The sequence below is a fragment of the Duganella kummerowiae genome, assembly GCF_053572355.1.
This window is the reverse complement of sequence record NZ_JBKFEH010000010.1, coordinates 493898-516704: the sequence shown is the minus strand read 5'-3', so window position 1 is coordinate 516704 and position 22807 is coordinate 493898. Positions and strand designations below refer to the sequence as shown.

Sequence of the window (22807 nt, the reverse complement as noted above, 5' to 3'; positions counted from 1 at the left end):
CTCAGCCGAACATGCCATGCAAATACCAGCGGCCATCGGGCACCCGCTCCAGGTACACCCAGTAGCAGCTGGCATCCGCGCCCTGGGCGATGTAGTAGTCGCGCGCGGCCAGCTGGTCGTCCCACCAGCCGGCCTCGATGCGCTCGGGACCGCGCAGCATGCGCAGCGGCGATCCATAAAACGGACGCTCGTCGCGCATCAGCAGCGCGATGGGCTGGTCCAGCAGCCAGAAGGGACGCTCGAACGGTTCGCCGCCGGCCTGCGGCCTGGGTGGCTTGGCGGCGGCCGGCATCCAGGCGTTGGCCGTCTCCGGCCGGTGGTCGTGGGTGTCCACTGGCACCAGCACGTTGTCGCTGCCCAGGCGTGCGGACAGCAGTTCCAGCAGGCGCTTGAAATCGGCGGGGCTGCCGCCCGGCTCGGGGAACAGGTCGTAGGTAGGCGGCGCCATCTCGGCCAGCAGCCGCACCTCCAGGCGGACGGCGATCACCGGCGCGGCCAGTTCCAGGCGTCCCAGGCGTTCCTTGAGCAGGCGCCGCATGTGGTCGATATGCCAGCCCGGTTCGGCCAGGCGGATTTCCAGTTCCGTCGGCGCGATCGCGTCCCGGCCCCGCTCGTGCTCCAGCAGGAAGGCAAATGTACTCACCGCGCGCTGGCGCGCCACCAGCCAGCCCACCAGCTGCTGCAACAGGCCGCCGGCGCCGTCCAGCAGGGCTTCGGCATGTTCGACCCGGTCGAAGGTTTCGATGCGCGCCGAGAAGGTCTCCGGCACGGCGATCCAGTCGAACATCTCGGGCGCGGCGCCGTAGGCGCGGTCCAATTCGCTCAAGACCTGCTTGCTCATGCGGCGCTGAATGCCCTGGCGCGGCAGGCGGCGCAGCGCGGCCAGGTTCTCAGCGCCTATCCCGGCCAGCCACTCCAGATGCGCCTGTGCCGACGGCAGGTAGCCGCAGGGCACGCGGTCCAGCTGGCGCGCCATGGTCAGCATCTTGACGGTGCGGCGCAGCAGGATGTGGCGGCGGTTCAGGGCCAGGCGCGCCAGCAGCCAGGCGCCCATGGCGGTCGGGGCGGAGGCCAGCCTTACTGTCAGGCCCAGCGCCTGGGTACTGGCGCGCACGCGGCGGCCAATCGCGGCGCGGCCGCCGAACAGGCGCAGGCTGGCGGTGACGTCCAGCAGCACGCTGAAGTCGTCCGCGTGCGCCACTTCGGGCGTGAACTGCAGCAGCGCCAGCGCCACGGCATTGCGCATGATCTCCTCCCGCTGGGCGTCGCGTTCGAGGATGACGGTGGCCGGCGACACGGCCGACACACCACCAGGCCGCATCCCGGCCCGCACGCCCGCCGCATAGGCCTCGCGCGAGACCGCGACCACCCTGCCCTTCTCGACCACCGCATGCGGCGCCGGATCACACCAGCGCGGCCGGACGGATTCGAGCGGCAGTAGTGGAAGGTGAACGCTGAGCCAGTACCGCATCGTTGAGAAACCGTTGACGTGCCGGCATGCTGGCCAGCGGGATGAACAGGGGATCGTCGTGGTGGGGACCACGGCGCTTGATGATGTGGGCGGAAATGCCGCCCACCGCAGGACGCAGCGCAACGCGCAGCGGCGCCGGGGAGGCATCGGAGGCGGCGCTCAGGGGACGCAGCAGCCAGAACACGGCATCCGCGCTCTGGGCGGCCAGGTTCAGCCTGCGCAGCGATTCGCTGCGCACGTTGCGCTGCCACAGCAGCACGGCGCCGCAGCCGCCGTTGCGTAGGATTTGCTCGGTGGACCACAGCGCGTCGGCAGTGCTGCTGGCCTTGATCCACAGGATGTTGGGGCACGCCAGGTCGAGGAACTTGCAGGCCGCCACGTTGGGCCGGTGTGGCGGCTGCACCAGGGCCACGCGGCGCCGCTGCGACAGCGCCGCCAGCGCGGGCCGCAGCAAATGCATTTCGCCGATGCCGGACTGCTGCAGCAACAGCTCCACCAGGCTGGACTGGGGCCAGCCGCCGTCGGGCAGCTCGGCATCCAGCAGGCTGTGCCCGGTGGGTATGGACATGATACGGCCACGGCTCAGCTCACTGGCCCGCCAGACGTGACGCATCGCCGCCTGGGCGGCTTGCTGGTCTTCCGGTGTCGGGGTGTAGGCGGTGGCTATCATGTTGCTGCGCAAGAATACTGTATAAAAACACAGTGTCAGTATAGAGCCTGCTTGGGCAGGAACGCAAGGTCGATTTGTTTCCTGAACGGCAATGCTGCTTTTGTGCTACCTTGACTATCACCGCTACGCTGGGAGTGAATATGGATGATGACCATCGGGGTAGCAAGCCAAGCCTTCGCAAGCGTGGGCCGCTGGATTTTGACGATCAACACCTGGACGGCGCCAGTTTCCGGGGACAGGTGCTGGAAGGGGCGACGTTCGCGGGAGCGCGGCTGCGGCATGCCGACTTCGAGCAGGCTGACCTATACTGGGCTTTCCTGTTTCGCGCGGACTTCAGCCATGCGAACATGAGAAACGCCCTGCTGAACGGCGCGACGTTAACGGAAGCGTGCCTGGTCGGGGCGGATCTACGCGGTGCCGACCTCTCCCGCGACAACCTGGGCGGCGGCACCGATTTGTGCGGCGCCGATCTGACCGGCGCCTGCATCGAGGGTGCGAAATTCACTGGTGCGCGGTATGACCGGCATACGAAATTGCCGGCCGGCCTGGATCCGACGGCCCACGCCATGCAGCTAGAGCGCTAGGAAGGTCTGACTGCTGCGCCTGGTCTTCAGCATGTGCGCGGTTAGCTCATCCTGGTGCTACCATGCTTAGCGTTCAGATAGGCATGGCCGCCCGGAGGATCAAGCATGTGCGTCAACTACATCACGGTATCGCGCCAGATGGCGTTTGACTGGTTCCGTACGCCGCTGGAAAGCGGCGAGGACTGGCGCGAGGAAATCTATCAGGACTACAAGGCGCCCTTCATCATTCACGACGACCAGGGCCGGCGCCAGGGCATGCTCGGCTCCTACGGCTTCGTCCCCAAGCGCAAGCTGCCGCTGGGGCGCACCATGACAACCATGAATGCGCGCGGGGAAACCGTGGGCGAACTGCGCACCTACAAGCGGGCCTGGGCCGAATCAAAGCTGTGCCTGGTGCCATCGCTGGCCGTGTTCGAGCCGAACTGGGAAGGCGGCGCCCATGTGCGCTGGGCCATCGGGATGGCTGACAAGTCGCCGTTCGCCGTGGCCGGGCTGTGGCGCTCCTGGGAGGAGGAAGATGGCACACTGAGTCATTCGTTCACGCAGTTGACCGTGAATGCGGACGATCATCCCGTCATGAACCGCTTTCACCGGCCAGGGGACGAGAAGCGCTCGGTGGTGGTGGTGCGGCCGGAGGATTATGATGACTGGCTCTCTTGCAAGAATCCCGAGCTGGCAAGGACTTATCTGCAGCTGTATCCCGCTGAGCTGCTGCACGCCTATCCCGCTCCTCGGCAGGCTGCAGGCAAGACCAAGACGGCAGCGCCGAAGCCGGTGCCTGTACAGGCGGACTTATTCTAAGCAGGCCGGCGGCTTTCAATCTCAAACACTCTCGTCAGTATCTCAACGGACAGTTGGGTGTTCATAGATAAGGCGTTATATGCCATAATGACCTATCTATGGAACGAGATACGCCATGCCAAAGAAGCTCTCCACGGCCGCATCCTGGCCCACGCTGGTGCAGGAACGCCTGACTGTCTGGGGTGAATGCATCAACACGCAGCGCCTGCGCCAGCGTATCACGGTCGCCGACTTGTCAGCCCGCCTGGGCATCTCCCGGACGACACTGCTGCGGCTGGAAAAAGGCGACCCTGGTGCTGCAGTCGGCGCGTATCTGACAGCGCTACTTGCCCTGGGCATCTTCGACCAGGCCGTACCTGCCCTTCCTGCTGAGCTCTGGCAAGGCGGCTACGGCCAGCGCGTAAAGCTGAGCGCGCAGGAAAAAGGGGCGGACGATGCTGACTACTTCTAAACCCATCTACATTTACCTGCAACGGCCCGATAACGGTGAGTGGGTCACGGTGGGCCGATACAAGGCGGGCAAGCCGGGAGAAGGTTTTTTCAAGTATGCCCCTTCTTACATCGACGCCGGTTTTGCCTGGGCCATCGATCCGCGAAATCTGCCGTTCTTGCCGGGGATGGATGTCGCCGCCACCCGTTATCAAGGCTTGCATGACGTCTTGCGCGATGCCTGTCCGGATGCATGGGGACAAGCGCTACTGCGCCGGGAACACAATCTGCCGGAAGACGCGCCGCCGCTGCAATACCTGCTAAAGGCCAGTAACCTGGACCGCTGGGGGGCGCTTGCCGTGGGGCCAAGCGCCAAGCCGCCCGCCGCGAAGATGAATACCCCGGGGTTGCCTCAGCTCGGCGAGGTGATAGAAGAATTGGATGCGCTCGCGGAGCGTCGCCCTGCGATACGCCCAAAATTTCGCGCGAGGTTGATCCAGACGGCCAGCATGGGCGGTGCGCGTCCCAAAGCCACGGTGCAAGGGGACCACGGCCAGTTCTGGCTGGTCAAGCCGGAGATGGCGACAGACGTTGCCAATATTCCTCTGCTCGAGCACGTGGGCCAGCAATGGGGGGCCGCCAGTGGCTTGAACTTTGCCCCCACGGTCTTTCATCCCGCCACGGGTGGCAGGACTGCGGTTCGGGTTCTCCGCTTTGACCGTACCGGCCAGCAGCGCCATCTGTGCGTGAGCGCAGCGTCCTTATTGCAGGCTGAATATCCGGGGCGTCACCAGACCGACCGCTGGAGCTATCCGCGTTTGGCCGAAGAGCTGCGGTTGGCAGGGGCGCCAGCCGAGGACCGCATCGAACTGTTCGGGCGCATGGTATTCAATGCGGTATGCGGCAACGATGACGACCATGTGCGCAATCATGCCATTGTCTGTCACGCGGAGGAGCGCCGCTGGCGGCTCGCTCCCGCCTTTGACGTCGTACCGAACCCGGTGGAAACGCCAGTGCGCCTGCACATGCAGCTGTCGCGGGGACGCTTCGACATTTCGCGGGAGGCGGTGCTGGCTGACGCACAGCGTTTCGGGTTTGCGGGTGCGGCGGAAGCGGCAGCTTACCTCGATACGCTTCTGGAACGGATCGAGGCCGGCTTTGGCGAAGTCGCGCACTGGCTGGATCAGGATTGGAGAACTGTGCTGCATGAACGGGTGAGTCAAAACGTTGTCATCCTGGGAGGGCGGTGATACCAGAATCGCAGCGAGCGCATAGTTAACCAGGAATCATTTGGTTGATTTGGTTGATCCTCTACGCCATCGGAATACAATGAAAACGGTCGATTCCGGAGGTGTTTCATGACTAAAGTCTCTGCGGTAAAACGTGCTGCGGCACCCGCCGCTGGTGCATGGCGCCCTCAAGCTGCACGCGTCGACGCCCTGATTCCTGACAACATCGAGCAGGCTGCCGACCTGGGCGCCGGTTACGTCATCATCAAGCTGCGCGATGTGCGCCGCAAGGGCGGCGCCGCTCGTGCCGCCGAATTGCCGATCATGTCGCGCGAGCGACTAGTCGCAGCGCTCAATCGCGGCGGCGCTCTGACCAAGGAAAAACCGCGGGTGCGTCCCGCCGAGAATGACGCGTTCATGCGCAAGATGGTAATGCAGGAGAAGGCACGTCGTGTCGAGCAGGAGGAAACCGGGCAGTTGATCGCAGCGCAGGAATTAGCCCGGCGGCTAGAGGTGTCCAATCAGGCCGTCAGCAAGGCGCTCAAGGCCGGCCGTCTGTTCGCACTCGATGCTAGTGGTGGCCGCCTGCTCTATCCTGCCTTCTACGCGGACGGCAAGATGTCCAGGCGCGACCTGGAGGCAGTCACGCGCGCCTTGGGCGACATTCCCGCGTCCAGCAAATGGCAGTTCTTCACCAATCCCAGGGCGTCCTTGAATGGCCTGACTCCGCTCGAAGCACTGCAGCGCGGACAACGCCAGGCCGTCATGGTGTCGGCGGCCGGCTTCGTGGAGCGCTAAGGATGCCAGCTGTCCCGCTGTCCTCTCCAGCGCCGTGCCTGGCCACGGACGACAGCCTAACGATCACCCGGGTATCGCCGCGCACGCTGGTGCGGATCTCGAATTACAGGAAGCACAGCGGGACATCAGCCACTACTTGATGCACCGGCATAACTGGATACGGCCACATCAGTTCAATGAGGTATAGTCACCGGCCGCCATCGAAGAAAAACTTAGCGTAGTATCCGGGGAGGGGTGACCACTACAAGCAGCCGACCCGAAGCGCCCGCTTTGCAGATTTTCAGGCGGCAGTACCGTAGTGTGTCTTTCGACTAGAGAAAAGTCCACATCTAAACAGAACTGCGGATATGCTAAACTTTGTGCTGCACAGCTAGCAAGCCGTGCGGCAGCAGGTGATTCCATTAGGATGCTGCAATAGTGCTTCGCGCGGGCCTCCGGCCATGACATTCCTTGCTGCCATCTCCAGACCGCCACGTCACCTGGTATCTCTGGAGATTTCTCATCCTTCGTCGTCCACGCTTGGCGTGTGGTTGGATATGCTTCGAAACAGCGCGACTTTGGTTTTCATCGAGTTCAACTGCTCACGCGCTTCGGTCAGATTTGCAATATCCAGTTCACTGATATCTGCATACTTGAACCTGACAAAGCGGAATTCTTGGCCGGTAGTATGCTGAAGCATTTTATGGTAAGTGAAGGTGTTCTCTAGTTTCGTCACGTAAGTCCGGAGATGTGAGAATGCCGGTGTCTCGCTAAAATCACTAACTTTACGACGACATACAAACGGTGCGGACACTGCGTTGTGGTTGAATCCCTTATTCTTGAATAAAACAACCTCGCCGTCTTTTTTTAGCCAATATCTACCTACATCGAACCAATATCCTTGATCTGCGATCGCTTCGATTTTCAAAGCGCCCAATTGGTCAGAAATCATTTCGTGGTTTTGATCGAAAAAGGCGCCGACCTCGTCACGGTGGATAGAAAGGTGTATCGAGTCTACGTTCGCGTAGCACAACTCAACGGAAGGATGACTAAGGAAGCACTCCAGTGTTCGGATCATCTTTAGCCGCGCATTAGCTACGACCTGCGCTGAAAGGCTAAAGATGTTGTTACGCGCATCGACATCAAGATAGGACAACTGATACCCCTGGTGTATGCGGGTCAGTTCAAAATACTTGTGACGGGTGACGAAGTCGGCTACACCTTCCAGGCCGATTGAGTCAAGATTCATTGCGAATCGCACCGACAGAAAATCCCTGACCTCCTCCATACTACCGAAGCATCTTTTGGCAAACCGCTTCTGGTTCGTTGCACTGTGCATGTGCTGCAGGGAAACCTTGGACAGCCTCTCCCTGACCCGGTCGCCTCGCTTCCGGTGGTAAAGTCTCTGCGCGTATAGCTCAACCCCCTTCATAAGTAGGGGATGCTCGATCGTGTCGGAACTGCAGAGGCCTTCGATGATTTCGATGCGTTCAAAATACGAAGCAAAATAGCTTATTTCGTCCTTGTGCAGCAATGTTTCGATGGTGTCGCCGCAGTGCATACGGAAGTAATAGGAGCGCCCCAAGCGCTTGTAGCGGAATGGATGATGATCCAGCAGGAAACTCTGCTTGGCACCTTGCAAGCGGACACGATAAATACCGTTGCTCAGATCATGTGGAATGTGGGGGGAGTCACGGAAATCCCGATATTCGATTGAGGCAGGATCGCAAAATTGGCCTTTCATGCTGTCTAGGTACATTGAGTTAAAATCCAGCGCAATGATGACTCGGTCGGGCCGTTCTTCCTTTAGCTTGAAAACCTCTTGATATCCGTCCTTGTACGCGAAGAAGAATTCGCGGTCGTAACCATTTTTGAATCGCAGCTTTCGGGCAGCCGTACGTAAGTAGCGCTGTGAGAGATCTTTACTGAGACTACTAGAATGAATCCCAAGTTGGTGTAACTTGCGTAAATTCTTTGTTAAAACATCAAGATTAGTACGGAGACAAGAACTGTATCTAATATCGGCAAAGATCGGAAAACTGGTCTCGAATACATCTACACGCAACCCGTATGCGGCGGCACGCTCCACGATGTGCAGATACTCGCGAGTAGTGAGGACTAGCAAGCGACCTACTCCTTTAGACGCAATCATCGACAAGAAGCCTTCGGGCTCCCAGGTTGCCCCATCGAATCGGATCACACGCTCGTCGACTGATATCGGCAAAGTCGCGGGCTGCCTGCCTCGCGCCTTGCGGGGCTCAGGTAACCTAACTTTCGCCACGGCACGCGGGGAAAATGGCCCCAAATCGATGCGATTATCAAGTTTGCCGCAGATAATATAGTCAAACATCATCAGGCTTCCGCGTACAGCAGGAGGGCCTCATAGACAAACTCGTCCCAGGGACACCCCTCGTCCAAGTTCTTCAATGCCTCCAGAATCGCGCGACGTTTTTGCGGGAAGTAATAGGAGAGAGGTCGATAATGCCTAACCCTCCATCTCGGCCAGGAACGCTTTCCTATCGGCGCCGAAGAAAGACGTGGCTCGTTGTATTCCAACTGCATCACGGCGTTGCTCAGAGCATCAATGTAAGCAACATAGCCCGGCCGATGATCGAGCACGTCGAGAATGCTGAGGTGTAAGCGGGCTGCAGACAGTGCGTTCTTCATTGGTTTAATTGGAATTGTCTGAGCCGCACCCATCCCAAGGTGTTGGTCGACGGTGAAATGAATAAAGCGCTGGATTTTAGTAACGCGATCATATGCAGTGAGTCCATCAGGATTTCGGCGCAACACACTACTCAGATTACCAATCTGCTCAGTTAGACTCTGCTCTGGCCGAATCTTGCATATCTTATAGATAACGCCTTCCATTAGTTTGGCGATACAATTCGGGCTTTTGAGAATAGAAGCGTAATAGTCAGGCAGCATTTCTTCGGCCATGTATCGCACAATCGCCGAGTCCAAACTTTCCTGATGCATCCTTTGCAATAATGCCAATTTGGTTTCCCGATTGCCGCTCAGGCCGGCGACAATCTTCGCTGCATCCTTGAATCTCGCAGAGCTTTCCAACTCCTTCTTTTTTTGAGTTATCTTAGCGTCTAGCAGTTTCCAGCATTGTTCACATACGCCACATGAACATTCGCCGTTATTCCTGCCATATATGATTCTCCAAAGACCGGCCGCTCGCTCCAGTGGAGTCAGTCCGCCATCGTTCCAGCTTTCGTAGCTCAAGATCAACGCTTTCAAAAAAACTTAGGCGATTAACGCACGATCAAAAAACAACAGAATCATTTTTACCCGTATTTCGCTTGAGCGCTCCCACCTCGTCACCTACACAACGACAATCTAGACCTACGATAGTTTGTTGCCAATTTGGATCTCAAATAAGTCAAATTGCCGCCGCTCGGCGCATCGATTTCTTAGAGAAAACTGATGCAGGGCGCTCCGAGCCTATGTTTCAGGGGCTGTCGATACACTCCAGCATATCATCTTATCAAGAGGAAATTCTCACACATTGTCACGTTTGATGTACGTAAAGCTACAGCTAGTAGATTCAGCAACTTATAGTGAAGTCCGTCTCGCAAGTCCTTTGAACTACATTTGGCTGAGATTGCCAATATCGGCTTTGGATGAAAGCGCGGACGTAGCGTAGATAGCTGAGGCAGCATGCTCTGTTCACGTGAGCGCCCCTATCCCTTATGCGCGACATCAGCGCCGCGTCGCCCAGCATCTCGATCTACACCCAGTGATAGCTGGACCATCAACTGGTTTTCACGATTTCGTTAGTGAGGCCGCTATCAAATCAGAATCAGTTAACTACAATGAACGCTAGGGAGGAGTTGCCATGCGTTCGATGATTGCTGAAGCTAAGGACATCCAGTTCGACGCATCCAAGCTGAGTGCTGCCAATGGCGTGCCGGAGCTGAACGTCAGGGGACTTATTTTCCATAGTGCCATCGTCGCCGAGAACATCAAGGTAGTCGCGGAAGGCGATACCAGGCGCATCCTGGTTGAGATGGCGGTGACCCATCCGGGCAAGAGTGGGCGGTTTGAAGTCGCCATCCCACTCACGCCGGACATTGAACGGGTGGTCTTTGGCCAAGCCGGCAAAGAGCTATGGTCGCGTACGCATGCCCATACCCGGCGCCGTTCCGCAGGTGCGCATCTTTAACGCCTGGCGCGGCTACTGACACTATCCGGACCGCTATCTCATCGTACCAACAGCACCATCACGCATGCACCAGCGGTAACGCAGGAAGCCACCAGGTTCAATAACGCTGCCCGGTGTGCCCGGGCAGATGCAGTATCGACCGTTCCCAGCAAGGAGGCTAACTGCTGCGATATAGCCCCTGCCGATGACGTAGCGGCGCGTTGGGCCATCACTTCGACGGAATCCCTGCTGGCAGCCAGGGCCGCATTCAGGATGCGCTCCGCCTTCTCGCGGGCGTCGTTGCCCCAGCGGGTGGCGATGCCTTCCAGTTCTTCCTTGAAGTGGTCCAGCAAGGCCTCCTGTGCTTTCACGCTGTCCTGGAGTAGACGCTGGTTGATGGTCTGCAGGACCAGGATGGGGTCATCGCGGGCGACGGCGATGCCGTGCTTGCTGGCGATCTCGCGGATCAGCTGTGCGATCTTGTCGTCGGTATCCATCACAGCACCGCCGCCTTGTCCAATTGACCGAACACCATGCCCTTGATGATCTTTAGACGTTGGCGGGTCATGATGGTGAGGCTGTCCTGTGCCAGGGCTTCGTCGAAGGTCAACCGGGCCTGCAGCATGTCGGACAGGTCGCGGCCGTAGGTTTCCTTCTTCAGTTCGGGCACCTGGACGATGGCCGATACCCTGTCCTTGTTGGCCAAGTACGCCCTCATCTGTTCGAAGCTCTTTCCTTCATGCTCGATGCGGCCCCAGTAGGGATTGAGCCACACCACGAACAGCGCCTCATCGGGGAACTGGCTGGCCAACTGGGAAAAGCCGCTGACCGTATCCAGCAACGCCTGGCCGCCCGTCACCACCGTATGGACGATCAGTTCGTGGCCCATGTCCTTCAGCAGTGGCGGAACCTGGTTGCTGATCAGGAAATGGGACAGCGGCACAAAGGCGCTGGCGCCGTTGTCGATCACCACGTCGCCCTGAGCGCCGGCGATCATCTCCACCAGCAGGTCAAAGCTGCGCGGGTCGATCTCGTCGCCTTCAACGATCCGCAGCCGCTGCACCTGCAGCGACTTGTAGCCGTGGAAGGTGGCATTGACGGGATCGGTGTCGATGCAGAGCAGCGGCTGGCCTTTGGCGGCCTTGTACTGCGCGAGAAACGCGGCGGCCACGGTCTTGCCGACACCGCCCTTCCCTTGCAGGATCATGTGAATTTTGGCCATCAGATGAGCTCCTCTTTGTTGGGTGCCGGATTGAAGACGAAGCCGGGCAAGCTGCCATCCTTGGTCGGCGGGGTTCGGTCGGCCTGCCTCATCGGCTGGGGCGGAACACCCTGCTTGCCGGCGGTCTGGCGGAAGGTCAGCGATGCCCCCTTCCTCGCTTTCTCCGGCCGGACGCACAGCAACCGCACGTAGCGCAGGAAGATGTCGTAGCCGAAGTCGATGCGGCCACCTTCCACCAGGTTGCTCCAGATGGTTTTCCTGGCGTAGCCGGCATCCAGCGCCTGCTGGACATCGTCGCGCACGGCCAGGAAGGCTACGTGGTTGCGGGCATGCCGCGCCGCAGGCCGGCCCTGCACCCATTCCGCCAACTCCTGTGGATACGACTTCGCCATCCGCACTGCCCCCGCCTACCGTCTGCGTCGAATCGACAGCTCCGGCGTGCTGTCAAGGCCAGTGTAGGCGGGCTGTTGGGGCCTTCGTTATTTCGGATCAAAGAAGTGGCATTTACTTGATCTAATCGTGGATAAGTCGAAAAACGAAAAGCTATCCTGACCCCGAAAAGTAGATATTCAGGGAGGGGCAAGATAGGTGAAGATGGCCATCCGGCGCGCCGGATGCCCTTCTTCACCACCCTTATTCGCGCCTGCGGCGCTCAACGGAATCTTGCTCTGCGAGGCCAGGCGGCTGCCGCCGCCACAGGCGAAACCCAAGCACGGGAGCAAGCCATGAAGAAACCAGCAACGTCCAGCACCGTCCGGCGTCAGCCGCTACGGGTGCCGGTCCTGCCGTCGGAGAAACTGCAGATCCAGGCCAACGCGCGCGCCGCCGGCAAGACGGTGGCGGCGTACCTTCGCACCATCGGTCTGGGCTACCAGCCGCCGAACATGTTCGATCACCGGCGCGTCGAGAATCTGCTCAAGCTCAACGCCGACCAGGGCCGCCTGGGCGGCCTGCTGAAACTCTGGCTGACCAACGACGAGCGCACCGCCGCGTTCGGCGCCACCACCATCCGCGCCCTGCTGGGCAAGATCGAAGCGACGCAGGACCAGATCCACGAGGAGCTGCAGCACGTGCTCCTGCCACGCTCGCGTCGGCGTTGATTTCAGCCGCTAAAGTGGGAGCTCACCATGATCGTCCGGCACATCCCGATGGCCTCGGTCAAGAAGGCATCTTTCGTGCACCTGGTCGCCTATCTCACGGGCTCGCAGGGCAAGACCGAGCGGGTCGGGGATATTCGCATTACCAACTGTCTTTCCGACCAACCGGAGCTGGCGGCGCTGGAGGTGTTGAACACCCAGCGCTGCAACACGCGCGCCAAGGCGGAGAAGACCTTTCACCTCGTGGTGAGCTTTGCGCCGGGCGAGGAACCGACCGCCAGGGTCATCGCCGACATCGAGGACCGGCTGTGCGCCGCCATCGGCTTTCAGGAGCACCAGCGTGTCAGCGTGGTCCACCACGATACGGCCAGTACGCACCTGCACATCGCCATCAACAAGATCCACCCTACCCGGCACACGATCCACGAGCCGTACCGCGCCTACAGAGCGCTGGGCCGGCTGTGCGAGCAGCTGGAACAGGAGCACGGCCTGCAGCGGGTCGATCACCGCGCCCGCAAACAGGCCAGCGAGAGCGAGGCCGTGCGCATGGAGCACCACGCCGGACGTGAAAGCCTCTTGACGTGGATACGGCGCGCCTGCGCCCCGCAAATGGCGGCTGCACCCAGCTGGCAGGCCATGCACCAGCTGCTGCATGAACATGGCCTGTCGCTGCGGGAACGCGGCAATGGCCTGGTGTTGTGCAGTGACGATGGCGCCATGGTCAAGGCCAGCACGGTGGCGCGCGGCTTTTCCAGGGCTGCGCTGGAGGCGCGGCTGGGCCCTTACGAGCCGCCCTCGGCATCAGCGGCCCCAGTACCACCCAGCATGCGCTACACCGGCAAGCCGGTCGCTGCGCACACCAGCACGGATACGCCACACGAGACACCCAGCGGGTCGCCCAAGCTGGCGGCAAGCCAGCGCGCACAGGCCTGGTCGCGGGCCAGGTCGAACAAGGACAGGCGCATCCTGCAGGCCAAGCGCAAATGGTTCATCGTGCGCTCGGCCCTGCGCCTGTCGAACGCCTCGTACATCGCCAGGCGGCTGGGCTACTCGGCAGCCAACCGGGCGCTGCGCAGGGAAGTCCGCGCCATCCTGCGCGACTACGCGAGGGACAGGCAGGCCATCTACCAGCAGCACCGCCATGCGATTGGCGAGGGCCGCCAGGGCGTGCCCGATCCCGCATACGGGTTGGCGGCGCTGCGGGCTCTGCTCGCGCCGCCGCCCAGCCGCCATCCTGGCCACATGCAGGCGAAGGACCGGCCACGCGGACAAGCGTCCTCACCCGCAGTCCTGGACGAAGGCAGCCGCCTGCGCATCGGCGAGCGCGCCAATCTGGCCGACCTGCAGGAGGCGCTGCGCCTGGCGACGGCGCGCTATGGCAGCTGCATCGCCGTCAACGGCAGCGCGCAGTTCAGGGAGCACATCGCGCTGGCCGCCGCGCAAGGCGGCATCGCCGTGCGCTTCGATGACGCCGTCCTGGAACAGCGGCGCCAGCAACTTATCCGTTCCATTCATGCAGAGGAGATGCACCATGAAACACCAGCACGAACCGTCCCGGGAGGACGAGGCACTGATCGCAGCGGGCCTGCAGAGCCTGGGGCCCGGGCAGCGACAAGCGCCGGACAACGAAGCACGCCCACCGGGCTACGACGCGGAGATCCCCTCCGCTCCCAGCCCGACCCTGGCCAACCTCCCGCAAGAGCGCCGTCCGCAACCGCCGACGGCCTGCCAGACCTGTCCCAACTCCGTGTGGTTCTCGACCCCGCGCGAGGTGAAGTGCTACTGCCGGGTGATGTACCTGATCACGTGGAGCACGATCGATCCGAGCCAGATCACGGCGTGCGACGGCGTGTACATCGGCCAGCTGGAGTAAGGCCGGGGAAGCCGCCAGCGCAGCAGGACAAGACCAAGGTCGCCAAAGCCGGCACGGCGCCGCCGCCCAAGAGCAAGGACCAATGGCAGCAGCTGTCGCTGCTGGATGCCCTGGGCGACACGCCGTCCATCAGGGACATCGAGCGCTCGCCCAACATCAAATCCAGCAGGAAACCGACCTCGACAGCTCAAGAAAATTCCGCACAAAAAAAGAAATCCGCAGGGAGTTTGGCCGCGATCAAATACGCGTCTGAGCGGGAGCAAAAGAGGTGCAAAGGCTTCGATATACCGAAGCACCGTCCCTATACTGGATCCAAGCCGCTGAGCGCTGCGTACGCCGGCCTGCGCCATGTCGACGGCCAGGCGCTCGCGCTGCTCAAGGTCGGCGACGAGGTGCTGGTGCTGCCCGTCACTGACTACAAGGCCAATCGGTTGAGGCGCATACCGCTAGGTCAGCAGCTGGGGATCAGCGGCACTGGCGCCATCCAGTGGAAAGGGATACGCAGATGAAAGCGCGCTTCAACAACGCCGCCGGTCCGCAGGCCCGGGAGCAGCTGCAGCAGCCGGGCAAAGTGGTGCCGATATTGGTCGTGCTTGGCCTCGTGGCCGGACTGCAGGCCGCGACGCAGTTTTTCGCGCACCAGGCCGGCCATGCGCCCGTCCTGGGTCCCCGGTGGCATCAGCTGTATGCACCGTGGGACATCCTGCTGTGGGCATGGCGATGGTACCGCCACATGCCCGCCGCCTTCATCCGCGCGGGCAGCATCGGCAGCAGCTTGAGCGCGGTGGTGCTCATCGTCCTGGTGGTCGCACGCATGGTGGCCAGCAACACCTACAAGGCGCATCCCTACCTGCACGGTTCCGCGCGCTGGGCCGACCGGCGCGATATCGAGCACGCGGGTTTGCTGCCGCGCCGGCGCACCTGGCACCAGATCCTGCGCGGCCTGCCGCCGGTCACTGCTGGTGGCGTCTACGTCGGCGCCTGGGTCGATGCCGCAGGTACCCTGCGCTACCTGCGCCACGATGGACCAGAGCATGTGCTGACCTACGCGCCCACCCGCTCCGGCAAGGGGCTCGGGTTGGTGATCCCTACCCTGCTGTCCTGGCCCGGCAGCGTAGTGGTCACCGACTTGAAAGGGGAACTGTGGAACATGACGGCGGGCTGGCGCCACCAGCACGCCAACAACAAGGTGCTGCGCTTCGAGCCAGCCGACGAGCACTGCGACGTGCACTGGAATCCGCTGGACGAATGCCGCATCGGTACCGCCTACGAGGTGGGCGATGTGCAGAACCTGGCGACGCTGATCGTCGATCCGGACGGCCGGGGACTGGAAAACCACTGGCAGAAGACCAGCCAGGCCTTGCTGGTCGGCGTGATCCTGCACGCCCTGTACAAGCGCCAGAACGAGGGCACGCCCGCCACGCTGCCCTATGTGGACCACCTGCTGGCCGATCCCTCCCGCAGCGTGGCCGAACTGTGGATGGAGATGGTGACCTACGCCCACGTCGATGGCGCCACCCATCCGGTGGTCGGGGCGGCCGGGCGCGACATGATGGACCGTCCGGACGAGGAAGCGGGATCGGTGCTGTCCACAGCCAAATCCTACCTGGCGTTGTACCGCGATCCGGTGGTGGGCGCCAACGTCGGCTCGTCCACCTTCCGCGTCCAGGACCTGATGGCGCACCAGCATCCGGTCAGCCTGTACATCGTCACGCGCCCGGGCGACAAGGCCAGGCTGCGGCCGCTGGTGCGGGTGATGATCAACACCGTGGTGCGGGTACTGTCCGACAGGGTGGAGTTCGAGCGCGTGGCCGCCGCACTGCCGTGGTGGCAGCGCCTGATGCACGGCGCCGGCGTGCGGCAGGCGGTGTCGGTGCAGGTACGCCAGAAGCGCCATTTCCGCCACCGCCTGCTGGGGATGCTGGACGAGTTCCCCAGCCTGGGCAAGCTGGAGATCCTGCAGGAGTCGCTGGCCTTCCTGGCAGCGTATGGCATCAAGTTCTACCTGATCTGCCAGGACATCAACCAGCTCAAAAGCCGCGAGACCGGCTACGGCCCGGACGAGACCATCACCTCGAACTGCCATGTGCAGAACGCTTTCCCGCCCAACCGCGTGGAGACGGCGGAGCACCTGTCCAAGCTGACCGGCACCACCACCGTCATCAAGGAGCAGATCACCACCAGCGGCAAGCGCGCCAGCGCCTTGCTGGGGCAAGTCTCGCGCACCCTGCAGGAAGTGCAGCGCCCCCTGCTGACGCCCGACGAGTGCCTGCGCATGCCGGGGCCGCGCAAGGAGGGGGAGCTGATCGTGGCGCCCGGCGACATGGTCGTGTATGTCGCCGGCTTCCCGGCCATCTACGGCCGCCAGCCCCTGTACTTCCAGGACGCGGCCTTCGTGGCCCGCGCGGCGGTGCCGCCGCCCGGCCAGAGCGACCGCCTGCGCCATCCCATCCATCCCGCCGACAAGGTCATCACGCTATGAAACCGCTATCCCGCAAGGTCGCCCTGGGCCTGGCCATCACCGCCGCCGCGCTGCTGGTGCAGTGCCTGTTCCTCTACGCCATCGGCGCGCGCGTAAACGTCACCCGTAGCATTCCGCTGGGCCTGTACTGGACCAGCGCCAAGCCCGTCGCGAAGGGCGACTACGTGCTGGTCTGCCCTCCCCCGCTCGGCGTCATGGCCGAAGGGCTGCAGCGCGGCTACCTGGCGGCGGGGTTTTGCCCGGGCGGCTATGGCTATCTGATGAAACAGGTCGTGGGCATGGCCAATGACGCGGTGTCCATCCGCGACCAGGGCGTGAGCGTGAACGGCGTGCTGCTGCCGTTCAGCGCACCGCTGGCGCGCGACGGCGCCGGCCGTCCCCTGCCCCGCTTCCAGGCCGCCGATTTCGTCGTCGGCAATTCGGAAGTGCTGCTGATGTCGGGCACCAGCCCGACCTCGTTCGATGGGCGCTATTTCGGTCCGCTCAACCGCAGCCAGATCCAATCCGTCATCGTGCCCGTCCTGACCTGGCCGGGCCGGTGACCAGGTAGTTCCACCACCAACCACAAGGAGGATGACATGCAGAACCCGGAAATTCATGCAGACCAGGATAACGCCGACGACGCGGACCTGCTCTCGGTGCAGTATCCCGATCCGGTCAAGGAGAAGCTGGCCGACGCCGAGCTGCCAGGCTTCCAGGCGGAGTTCGATCCGGCCGAAGCCGAGGCGGCGGGCGCATTCCGCGAAGATGCGCTCAGCGAAGCCGACGCGCTCGATAGCGCGTACGACGTCCCGATCACCCCGCCGGCGGACTAGCCGACCATGCCCGGGAGGACCTGATCATGAAAAACGAGACCAAGCCGTTTTATGAGACCGTCGCGGAGAAGCTGATCGAGCAACTGCGCGAGGGGACCGCGCCATGGCAAAAGCCGTGGCAGGCGGGAGAACCCAACACTTTCCTGCCCATGAACCCCGTCACCGACCAGCGCTACAAGGGCATCAATGCACTGCAGCTGATGAGCCAGGGCTATGAGGACCCGCGCTGGATGACCTACAAGCAGGCCGCCTCGCTGGACCTGCAGGTGCGCGCCGGCGAGAAGGGAACGCGCATCCAGTATTGGAAGTTCAGCGAGGAGCAGGTGCGCGCCGGCGAGGATGGCCAGCCGCTGCTGGATGCGCGCGGCAAAGCAGTCAAGGATACCGTGGCGCTGGAGCGCCCCAAACACTTTTTTGCGACGGTATTCAACGCGGCCCAGATCGACGGTATGCCGCCGCTGGCACGCCAGGCGCAGGAGTGGGATCCCATCGCGCGCGCGGAGGGCATCCTCCAGGCATCGGGCGCCAGCATCACGCACGGCCAGCAGGACAGCGCGTTCTACCGGCCGGATGCCGATACCATCCACCTGCCGAACCGCAGCCGCTTCCCGGACGCGCAGCGTTACTATGCCACCGCACTGCACGAGCTGGGGCACTGGACCGGCCATCCGTCGCGCCTGGACCGCGACCTGGCCCACCCGTTCGGCAGCGAAGCCTACGCCCGGGAGGAACTGCGGGCGGAAATCGCCAGCATGATCCTGGGCGACACGCTGGGCATCGGCCACGACCCGGGCCAGCATGCCGCGTATGTCGGCTCCTGGATCAAGGCGCTGCAGGACGAGCCGATGGAAATCTTCCGCGCAGCGGCCGACGCGGAGAAGATCCAGGGCTACCTGATCGGGCTGGAACAAGTGCTGCTGCAGGAGCAGGACATGCGGCAGCAGCAGGCGGTGGCGGCCACCGTGCCGCTGCCGGATGACGATAGCGAATTGCGCCAGGCGCTGTTCACTCCGTCCTCCGACAGCGCGGACACCGCCGAGCCGCAGGCACGGCGCACCGAGGAGTGGCTATTGGCGCAACTGCTGGAAGGGACGCTGCTGCGGGCCCTGGACCGGGCCACGATCGGCCAGCTGGAGCGCATCGACGCCGCCTTGTCGACCTTTCTTCCCGTCGCTGAGCAGAACCTGTTCTGGCAGCGCCACCCACTTCCCGAGGATGCCGACGCCATGGAAACAAAGATACACAGCGCGCAGGCGCAGGCCGCGCAGCTGGTGGCCGATGCGCCGTTGGTAGAGGCCCGCCAGCACTTGTTGACAGGCCCGCAGGGCGACCAGCAGGAGGCTGCGCAAGGCGAGTATGCGCGCGCTGCCGTCGCTTCGCTGGGCGCCGAGTTGCCGGAACACTGGAATGGCGGCATCCATATCGCCCTGGTCGCCGAAAATGAGCAGGCCACATGGAGCGTGTTCGTCCAGCAGGTGGACGGTTTTCGCTCCTGGGTCGGCGACCGGGACACCGAGCAGGAAGCGGAGAAACTGGCCGAACGGCTCGCCCTCGTCGATGCACGCTCCACACCGGACGAATACGAGAAGGCGGCCAAGCTGGCGCGCATCAACGAGGAACGGGTGCGGCGCGATCCGGACAGCACCGACGAGGATATCAGCGCGGCACGGGAGCGGCGCAAGAATGCCGAATTCGCGCAAACCATAAACGACGAGGACCTGCAGCGCCGCATCGAAGCCGAGAGGGACAAGCAGGCGTCCCAGCGCATGGATGAGGCGCGGGTGTACATCAACGTCCCCTACAATCAGAAGGACGAGGCCAAGGCGCTGGGCGCCAGGTGGGACCGCCAGGAGCAGTCCTGGTATGTGCCGGCCGAGGTGGATGCCGGGGCATTTGTGAAGTGGCAGCGCGCGGCGTCAACGGCGGCCGAGCGCACCAGCGAGCGCAGCGCGGCAGGCGACGGGCAGCCGGCCGAAGCGCAGCGGCTATACCTCGCCGTGCCGTACAGGGACCGCGCCGAGGCCAAGGAGGCAGGCGCCAGGTGGGACGTGCAGGTCCGGTCCTGGTACGCGGGCGAGCAAGCCGACATGGCGCGGCTGCAGAAATGGCTGCCGAGTGTGACCACCGCGCAGCAGCCGCCGCCGATTTCGCCGAGGGAGGAGTTTGCCGAGGCGCTGCGCACTGCCGGCTGCGTGGTGGACGGGGCACATCCCATCATGGATGGCCGCAAGCACCGCATCCAGGTGGAGGGCGACAAGCCCAGTGAACGCTCCGGGGCCGGGTTTTACGTCGGACACATGGATGGCCATCCGGCCGGCTACGTCAAGAACAACAAGACCGGCGCGGAGATGACGTGGAAGGCCAAGGGCTATGCGCTCACGCCGCAGCAGAAGGCGGCGCTGGCCGCCGGGTCGGCCAGCAGGCAGCGCGAGCGCGAGGCAGCGCTGGCCAAGCGGCATGAGCAGGCGGCGGCACGCGTGGCGCGGCAGGCGCAAAAGCTGAAGCCCGTGCTGCAGCCGACAGCCTACATGCGCGATAAGGGCATCGCCCCGCAGCCGGGCGCATTGACCGATAAAGATGGCGAGAAAACCTATCTTCCCGCCACCGATGCCCAGGGCAAGCAGTGGACCATGCAGTACATACAGGAAGATGGAAGCAAGCGCTTCGCGCGCGACAGTCGCAAGGAGGGCTGCTTCCATGCCGTCGGCGGGATGGAGGCGCTGGCTGCAGCGCCGGTGCTGGTCATTGCGGAGGGCTACGCCACGGCCGTCACCTTGGGCAAGGCGCTGGGCCAGGCGACCGTCGCGGCGTTCGACGCGGGCAACCTGGCCCCGGTCGCCCAGTCCCTGCACCAGCGCTTTCCCGGCAAGCCAGTGATCATCGCGGGCGACGACGACCGCCATCTGGAACTCACGCAAGGGGTCAATCCAGGCCGCAGCAAGGCGGAGGCGGCGGCAGAACTGGTGGGCGGCAAGGTGATGCTGCCCGTATTCGGGCCGGGCGAGAACAACTACCCTGATCACCTGCCGCCGATAACGCCTGCTTTGTACAAGCGCCACCAGCGCGGCGATGGGACGATCAGCGATGCGCAGCTGGAGGCGCTGAGCAGCATGAAGCGGCATACCGACTTCAACGACCTGGCCACGCACAGCGTGCTGGGGATGGAGGCGGTGGAGCGGCAGTTGCAGCGAGTCGTCGCGGCGGTTATCACGGCGCAGGAACTGATGCTCACGCAGAAGACTGAACGCCATCTCCATGTCGAGCTACCTCAAGGTGCCAAAATGCCATCTCATTTGCGGCGGGGCCATGCAACAGTGTAGCGCTGGAATCACCGAAAGCTAGCATCAGTTCAATAAAAGGGCCTAGTTTCCCCGGTGCTCTGGGAGCATAAATGGTTCAAATCGGGACGAAAAGACTTGGAGTACGCCAGGGGCTGCCGCTTCTCTGGAACACTTTGTCTGCCAGACTTCCGTTCTCAGGATTTCCGCACGACCTAAGGGTGAGGATGCACCAAACTTGATTTAGGTTAAATAGCAGAGTCGGCCCAGTTCGTAAACGGAGGCCCTAGAGTCATGAGCGCGGGGCACTCGGCCTGCTTTGCGCTAATTTTACCTCCTAATCTTTCGCAAGTTCCTTTTGGAGCATATTTCCAATCGGAACTAGCGTAATCGACTGCTCCTTTTTGCGAACAATCATGGGTAGAGGCAGCCGATGCGCAGTCGTTTTGCCCTGCTTTTGCTATGGCGAAGCACTTCTCGAATTTCGCCTTATCCTTATTTTTCGGGTCATCAATCTTTCTCCAATTTCGAACCTCATCCGCAGATACCTCCAATGCCAAGACACTTATGCCAGCAATTATGGATGATAGCAAAATACTTTCTAGCTTTATCGGCAGCCATTTTTGTCTTTTCTTACGAATTTATAAATAAATATAACAAATCCATGAGAAAGGGAATACATCCAAGAGTGCATAGCAAAGAAAGAATATCCTAGCGAAACCAAAATTAAATCCACGAGCCGAACATTATTTTTATTTGCAAGTTCATGGCCCAGATGAAATATATCAAACCATACAGAAAAAATATAAGCCAAAGGTGCCACAATGATCGACCCAAATAAACCGGCAACAACGCACCAAGCAAAAGTTTTGCTCTTTATAAAAACCAGAATCAGTAGATGAGTGCACAGAAGAAGAGTAAAAAAAATCAATAAATACGCCCAATAAAAAACATGCATGCCCCTCAATTCTGCATCATAGCTCGTCAAAAAAGTAATTATTATACCGCCGAGTATTAAAATTACTGACGAAACTATTTCCGGCAAACTAGATTTCAGAGCAATTTCCATCTCTTACCAATCCTTTTTTGTAAGCTACGAAGATCCCTGGCAAGCCCAGCAGGGGTCCTGCTTATGGGCGTGGAGGTATGCCCTAGCGTGCTTGGCTCGAGATTATAACGGAGACAAGAAACGCCAAATCCCCGCGGTAACGTAATGCACTGAATCGTCCCGGAAAATTAGGAGGCCGTTTGGTGTGAGTCAGGCGACTTAGCCTGCTCGGAAAGTTGTCGATAGTAGTTTGCCTCAGCTTCGGCCGGCGGTATATAGCCAAGCGGTTTCGAGTAAGCGATGATGATTGAACCAGGTAACCCATTCCAGCGTCGCCAGTTCAACGGCCTCACGCGTCTTCCAGCGAGCACGGCAATGTATCAGCTCTGCTTTGTACAGACCGTTGATGGTCTCGGCCAGCGCGTTGTCATAGCTGTCGCCCTTGCTAACCACAGAGGGCTCAACTCCGGCTTCGGCCAAACGCCAGCTATATCGGATCGAAACGTATTGCCCAGATTCAACCGGTGGTCGCAACACTGGCGTTTGCGTATGATAAATGATCGGCAAATGCTTCTGCCGGTGTTCGCCATCCGAGCACCCTGCGAGGGCGATTGTTGAGTGCTGTAGTCACTGCAGCGAGATCTGGAGCGCCGTATCGCGCGAGATCAGTTCCCTTTGGAAAATATTGTCGAAGCCATCATCGCGGCAGAGGCGGGTGATGGCGTGAGCCAAATCGCAGTGCCGGGTCGACTCGGCACTGTTCCATCAATCATCATGGGCGGGACACCGAATTATTCCGTTCGCTACTCGCCAGATCGGATGTCTGAGCGCTGGATGCGTCACGCATCTTTGCATCAATGCTTGCACGTCTCTTAAGTTCA

21 protein-coding genes and 2 pseudogenes are annotated in these 22807 nt (G+C 61.5%); 12 read left to right on the top strand and 11 right to left on the bottom strand.

Annotated features, from left to right (window positions below; genetic code table 11):
- Position 1: 1 nt before the first annotated feature.
- Positions 2 to 1471 carry a Y-family DNA polymerase gene (locus tag ACLB1G_RS16005; protein WP_491628214.1) on the bottom strand — a complete coding sequence of 490 codons (1470 nt, stop codon included), beginning with the start codon at positions 1469 to 1471 and terminating at the stop codon, positions 2 to 4.
- Positions 1404 to 2141 carry a translesion DNA synthesis-associated protein ImuA gene (gene imuA, locus ACLB1G_RS16000; protein ID WP_491628213.1) on the bottom strand — a complete coding sequence of 246 codons (738 nt, stop codon included), beginning with the start codon at positions 2139 to 2141 and terminating at the stop codon, positions 1404 to 1406. The genes ACLB1G_RS16005 and imuA overlap by 68 nt, the downstream gene beginning before the upstream one ends.
- 140 nt (positions 2142 to 2281) lie before the next feature.
- Between imuA and ACLB1G_RS15995 the strand changes: the two genes are divergently transcribed.
- From ACLB1G_RS15995 to ACLB1G_RS15975, 5 genes are all read left to right on the top strand, one after another.
- Positions 2282 to 2725, top strand: coding sequence for a pentapeptide repeat-containing protein (locus ACLB1G_RS15995; protein WP_491628212.1), 444 nt, complete (start codon positions 2282 to 2284; stop codon positions 2723 to 2725).
- Positions 2726 to 2830: 105 nt separating this feature from the next.
- Positions 2831 to 3526 carry an SOS response-associated peptidase gene (locus ACLB1G_RS15990; protein WP_491628211.1) on the top strand — a complete coding sequence of 232 codons (696 nt, stop codon included), beginning with the start codon at positions 2831 to 2833 and terminating at the stop codon, positions 3524 to 3526.
- A gap of 115 nt (positions 3527 to 3641) precedes the next feature.
- On the top strand, positions 3642 to 3977 hold the full coding sequence (locus ACLB1G_RS15985) for a hypothetical protein (protein WP_491628210.1): 336 nt from the start codon (positions 3642 to 3644) through the stop codon (positions 3975 to 3977).
- On the top strand, positions 3961 to 5205 hold the full coding sequence (locus tag ACLB1G_RS15980) for a type II toxin-antitoxin system HipA family toxin (protein WP_491628209.1): 1245 nt from the start codon (positions 3961 to 3963) through the stop codon (positions 5203 to 5205). Before ACLB1G_RS15985 ends, ACLB1G_RS15980 begins: the two co-directional genes overlap by 17 nt.
- Positions 5206 to 5313: 108 nt before the next feature.
- On the top strand, positions 5314 to 5982 hold the full coding sequence (locus tag ACLB1G_RS15975) for a hypothetical protein (RefSeq protein ID WP_491628208.1): 669 nt from the start codon (positions 5314 to 5316) through the stop codon (positions 5980 to 5982).
- Positions 5983 to 6481: 499 nt separating this feature from the next.
- Here the strand turns inward: ACLB1G_RS15975 and ACLB1G_RS15970 are convergent, their stop codons facing one another.
- Positions 6482 to 8314, bottom strand: a complete 1833-nt coding sequence (locus tag ACLB1G_RS15970; RefSeq protein WP_491628207.1) for a hypothetical protein — start codon at positions 8312 to 8314, stop codon at positions 6482 to 6484.
- Positions 8314 to 9192 carry a hypothetical protein gene (locus ACLB1G_RS15965; protein WP_491628206.1) on the bottom strand — a complete coding sequence of 293 codons (879 nt, stop codon included), beginning with the start codon at positions 9190 to 9192 and terminating at the stop codon, positions 8314 to 8316. Before ACLB1G_RS15965 ends, ACLB1G_RS15970 begins: the two co-directional genes overlap by 1 nt.
- Positions 9193 to 9805: 613 nt before the next feature.
- Between ACLB1G_RS15965 and ACLB1G_RS15960 the strand changes: the two genes are divergently transcribed.
- Positions 9806 to 10132, top strand: coding sequence for a hypothetical protein (locus ACLB1G_RS15960; protein WP_491628205.1), 327 nt, complete (start codon positions 9806 to 9808; stop codon positions 10130 to 10132).
- Positions 10133 to 10170: 38 nt separating this feature from the next.
- Here ACLB1G_RS15960 and ACLB1G_RS15955 read toward each other — a convergent pair whose 3' ends face one another.
- From ACLB1G_RS15955 to ACLB1G_RS15945, 3 genes are read right to left on the bottom strand one after another with little or no spacing between them, the layout of a single operon-like run.
- Positions 10171 to 10608, bottom strand: coding sequence for a conjugal transfer protein TraM (locus ACLB1G_RS15955; protein ID WP_491628204.1), 438 nt, complete (start codon positions 10606 to 10608; stop codon positions 10171 to 10173).
- On the bottom strand, positions 10608 to 11333 hold the full coding sequence (locus ACLB1G_RS15950; RefSeq protein WP_491628203.1) for a nucleotide-binding protein: 726 nt from the start codon (positions 11331 to 11333) through the stop codon (positions 10608 to 10610). Before ACLB1G_RS15950 ends, ACLB1G_RS15955 begins: the two co-directional genes overlap by 1 nt.
- Entirely contained in the window at positions 11333 to 11725 is a 393-nt protein-coding gene (locus ACLB1G_RS15945) for a TraK family protein (RefSeq protein ID WP_491628202.1), read from the bottom strand. The genes ACLB1G_RS15950 and ACLB1G_RS15945 overlap by 1 nt, the downstream gene beginning before the upstream one ends.
- A 333-nt stretch (positions 11726 to 12058) precedes the next feature.
- On the opposite strand from ACLB1G_RS15945, the gene traJ reads away from it, so the two are divergent.
- Genes traJ through ACLB1G_RS15915 form a run of 6 tightly spaced genes read left to right on the top strand, consistent with a single transcriptional unit; the run spans position 12059 to position 20920 of the window.
- Positions 12059 to 12433, top strand: a complete 375-nt coding sequence (gene traJ / locus ACLB1G_RS15940) for a conjugal transfer transcriptional regulator TraJ (RefSeq protein WP_491628201.1) — start codon at positions 12059 to 12061, stop codon at positions 12431 to 12433.
- Between the two features lie 27 nt (positions 12434 to 12460).
- The gene (gene traI / locus ACLB1G_RS15935; protein ID WP_491628200.1) at positions 12461 to 14812 is read left to right on the top strand and encodes a TraI/MobA(P) family conjugative relaxase; all 2352 of its coding nucleotides are present in this window, start codon (positions 12461 to 12463) and stop codon (positions 14810 to 14812) included.
- Entirely contained in the window at positions 14809 to 16785 is a 1977-nt protein-coding gene (locus ACLB1G_RS15930; protein WP_491628199.1) for a type IV secretory system conjugative DNA transfer family protein, read from the top strand. The genes traI and ACLB1G_RS15930 overlap by 4 nt, the downstream gene beginning before the upstream one ends.
- Positions 16782 to 17327, top strand: a complete 546-nt coding sequence (gene traF, locus ACLB1G_RS15925) for a conjugative transfer signal peptidase TraF (RefSeq protein WP_491628198.1) — start codon at positions 16782 to 16784, stop codon at positions 17325 to 17327. Before ACLB1G_RS15930 ends, traF begins: the two co-directional genes overlap by 4 nt.
- A 36-nt stretch (positions 17328 to 17363) precedes the next feature.
- Complete coding sequence (locus ACLB1G_RS15920; RefSeq protein ID WP_491628197.1) at positions 17364 to 17600, top strand: hypothetical protein; 237 nt, start codon at positions 17364 to 17366, stop codon at positions 17598 to 17600.
- 26 nt (positions 17601 to 17626) lie between these two features.
- Positions 17627 to 20920: a zincin-like metallopeptidase domain-containing protein gene (locus ACLB1G_RS15915; protein ID WP_491628196.1), complete on the top strand. Its 3294-nt coding sequence runs from the start codon at positions 17627 to 17629 to the stop codon at positions 20918 to 20920.
- 206 nt (positions 20921 to 21126) lie between these two features.
- Here the strand turns inward: ACLB1G_RS15915 and ACLB1G_RS15910 are convergent, their stop codons facing one another.
- The 4 genes and pseudogenes from ACLB1G_RS15910 to ACLB1G_RS15895 all read right to left on the bottom strand — a co-directional run.
- Positions 21127 to 21432 carry a BufA1 family periplasmic bufferin-type metallophore gene (locus tag ACLB1G_RS15910; protein WP_491628230.1) on the bottom strand — a complete coding sequence of 102 codons (306 nt, stop codon included), beginning with the start codon at positions 21430 to 21432 and terminating at the stop codon, positions 21127 to 21129.
- Positions 21433 to 21485: 53 nt separating this feature from the next.
- Positions 21486 to 21947 carry a hypothetical protein gene (locus ACLB1G_RS15905; protein ID WP_491628195.1) on the bottom strand — a complete coding sequence of 154 codons (462 nt, stop codon included), beginning with the start codon at positions 21945 to 21947 and terminating at the stop codon, positions 21486 to 21488.
- A 167-nt stretch (positions 21948 to 22114) separates the two neighbouring features.
- Positions 22115 to 22436 (bottom strand): annotated as a pseudogene (locus ACLB1G_RS15900) (integrase core domain-containing protein); the annotation flags it as partial.
- Positions 22437 to 22443: 7 nt separating this feature from the next.
- Positions 22444 to 22620 (bottom strand): annotated as a pseudogene (locus ACLB1G_RS15895) (IS30 family transposase); the annotation flags it as partial.
- Between the last annotated feature and the right edge of the window lie 187 nt (positions 22621 to 22807).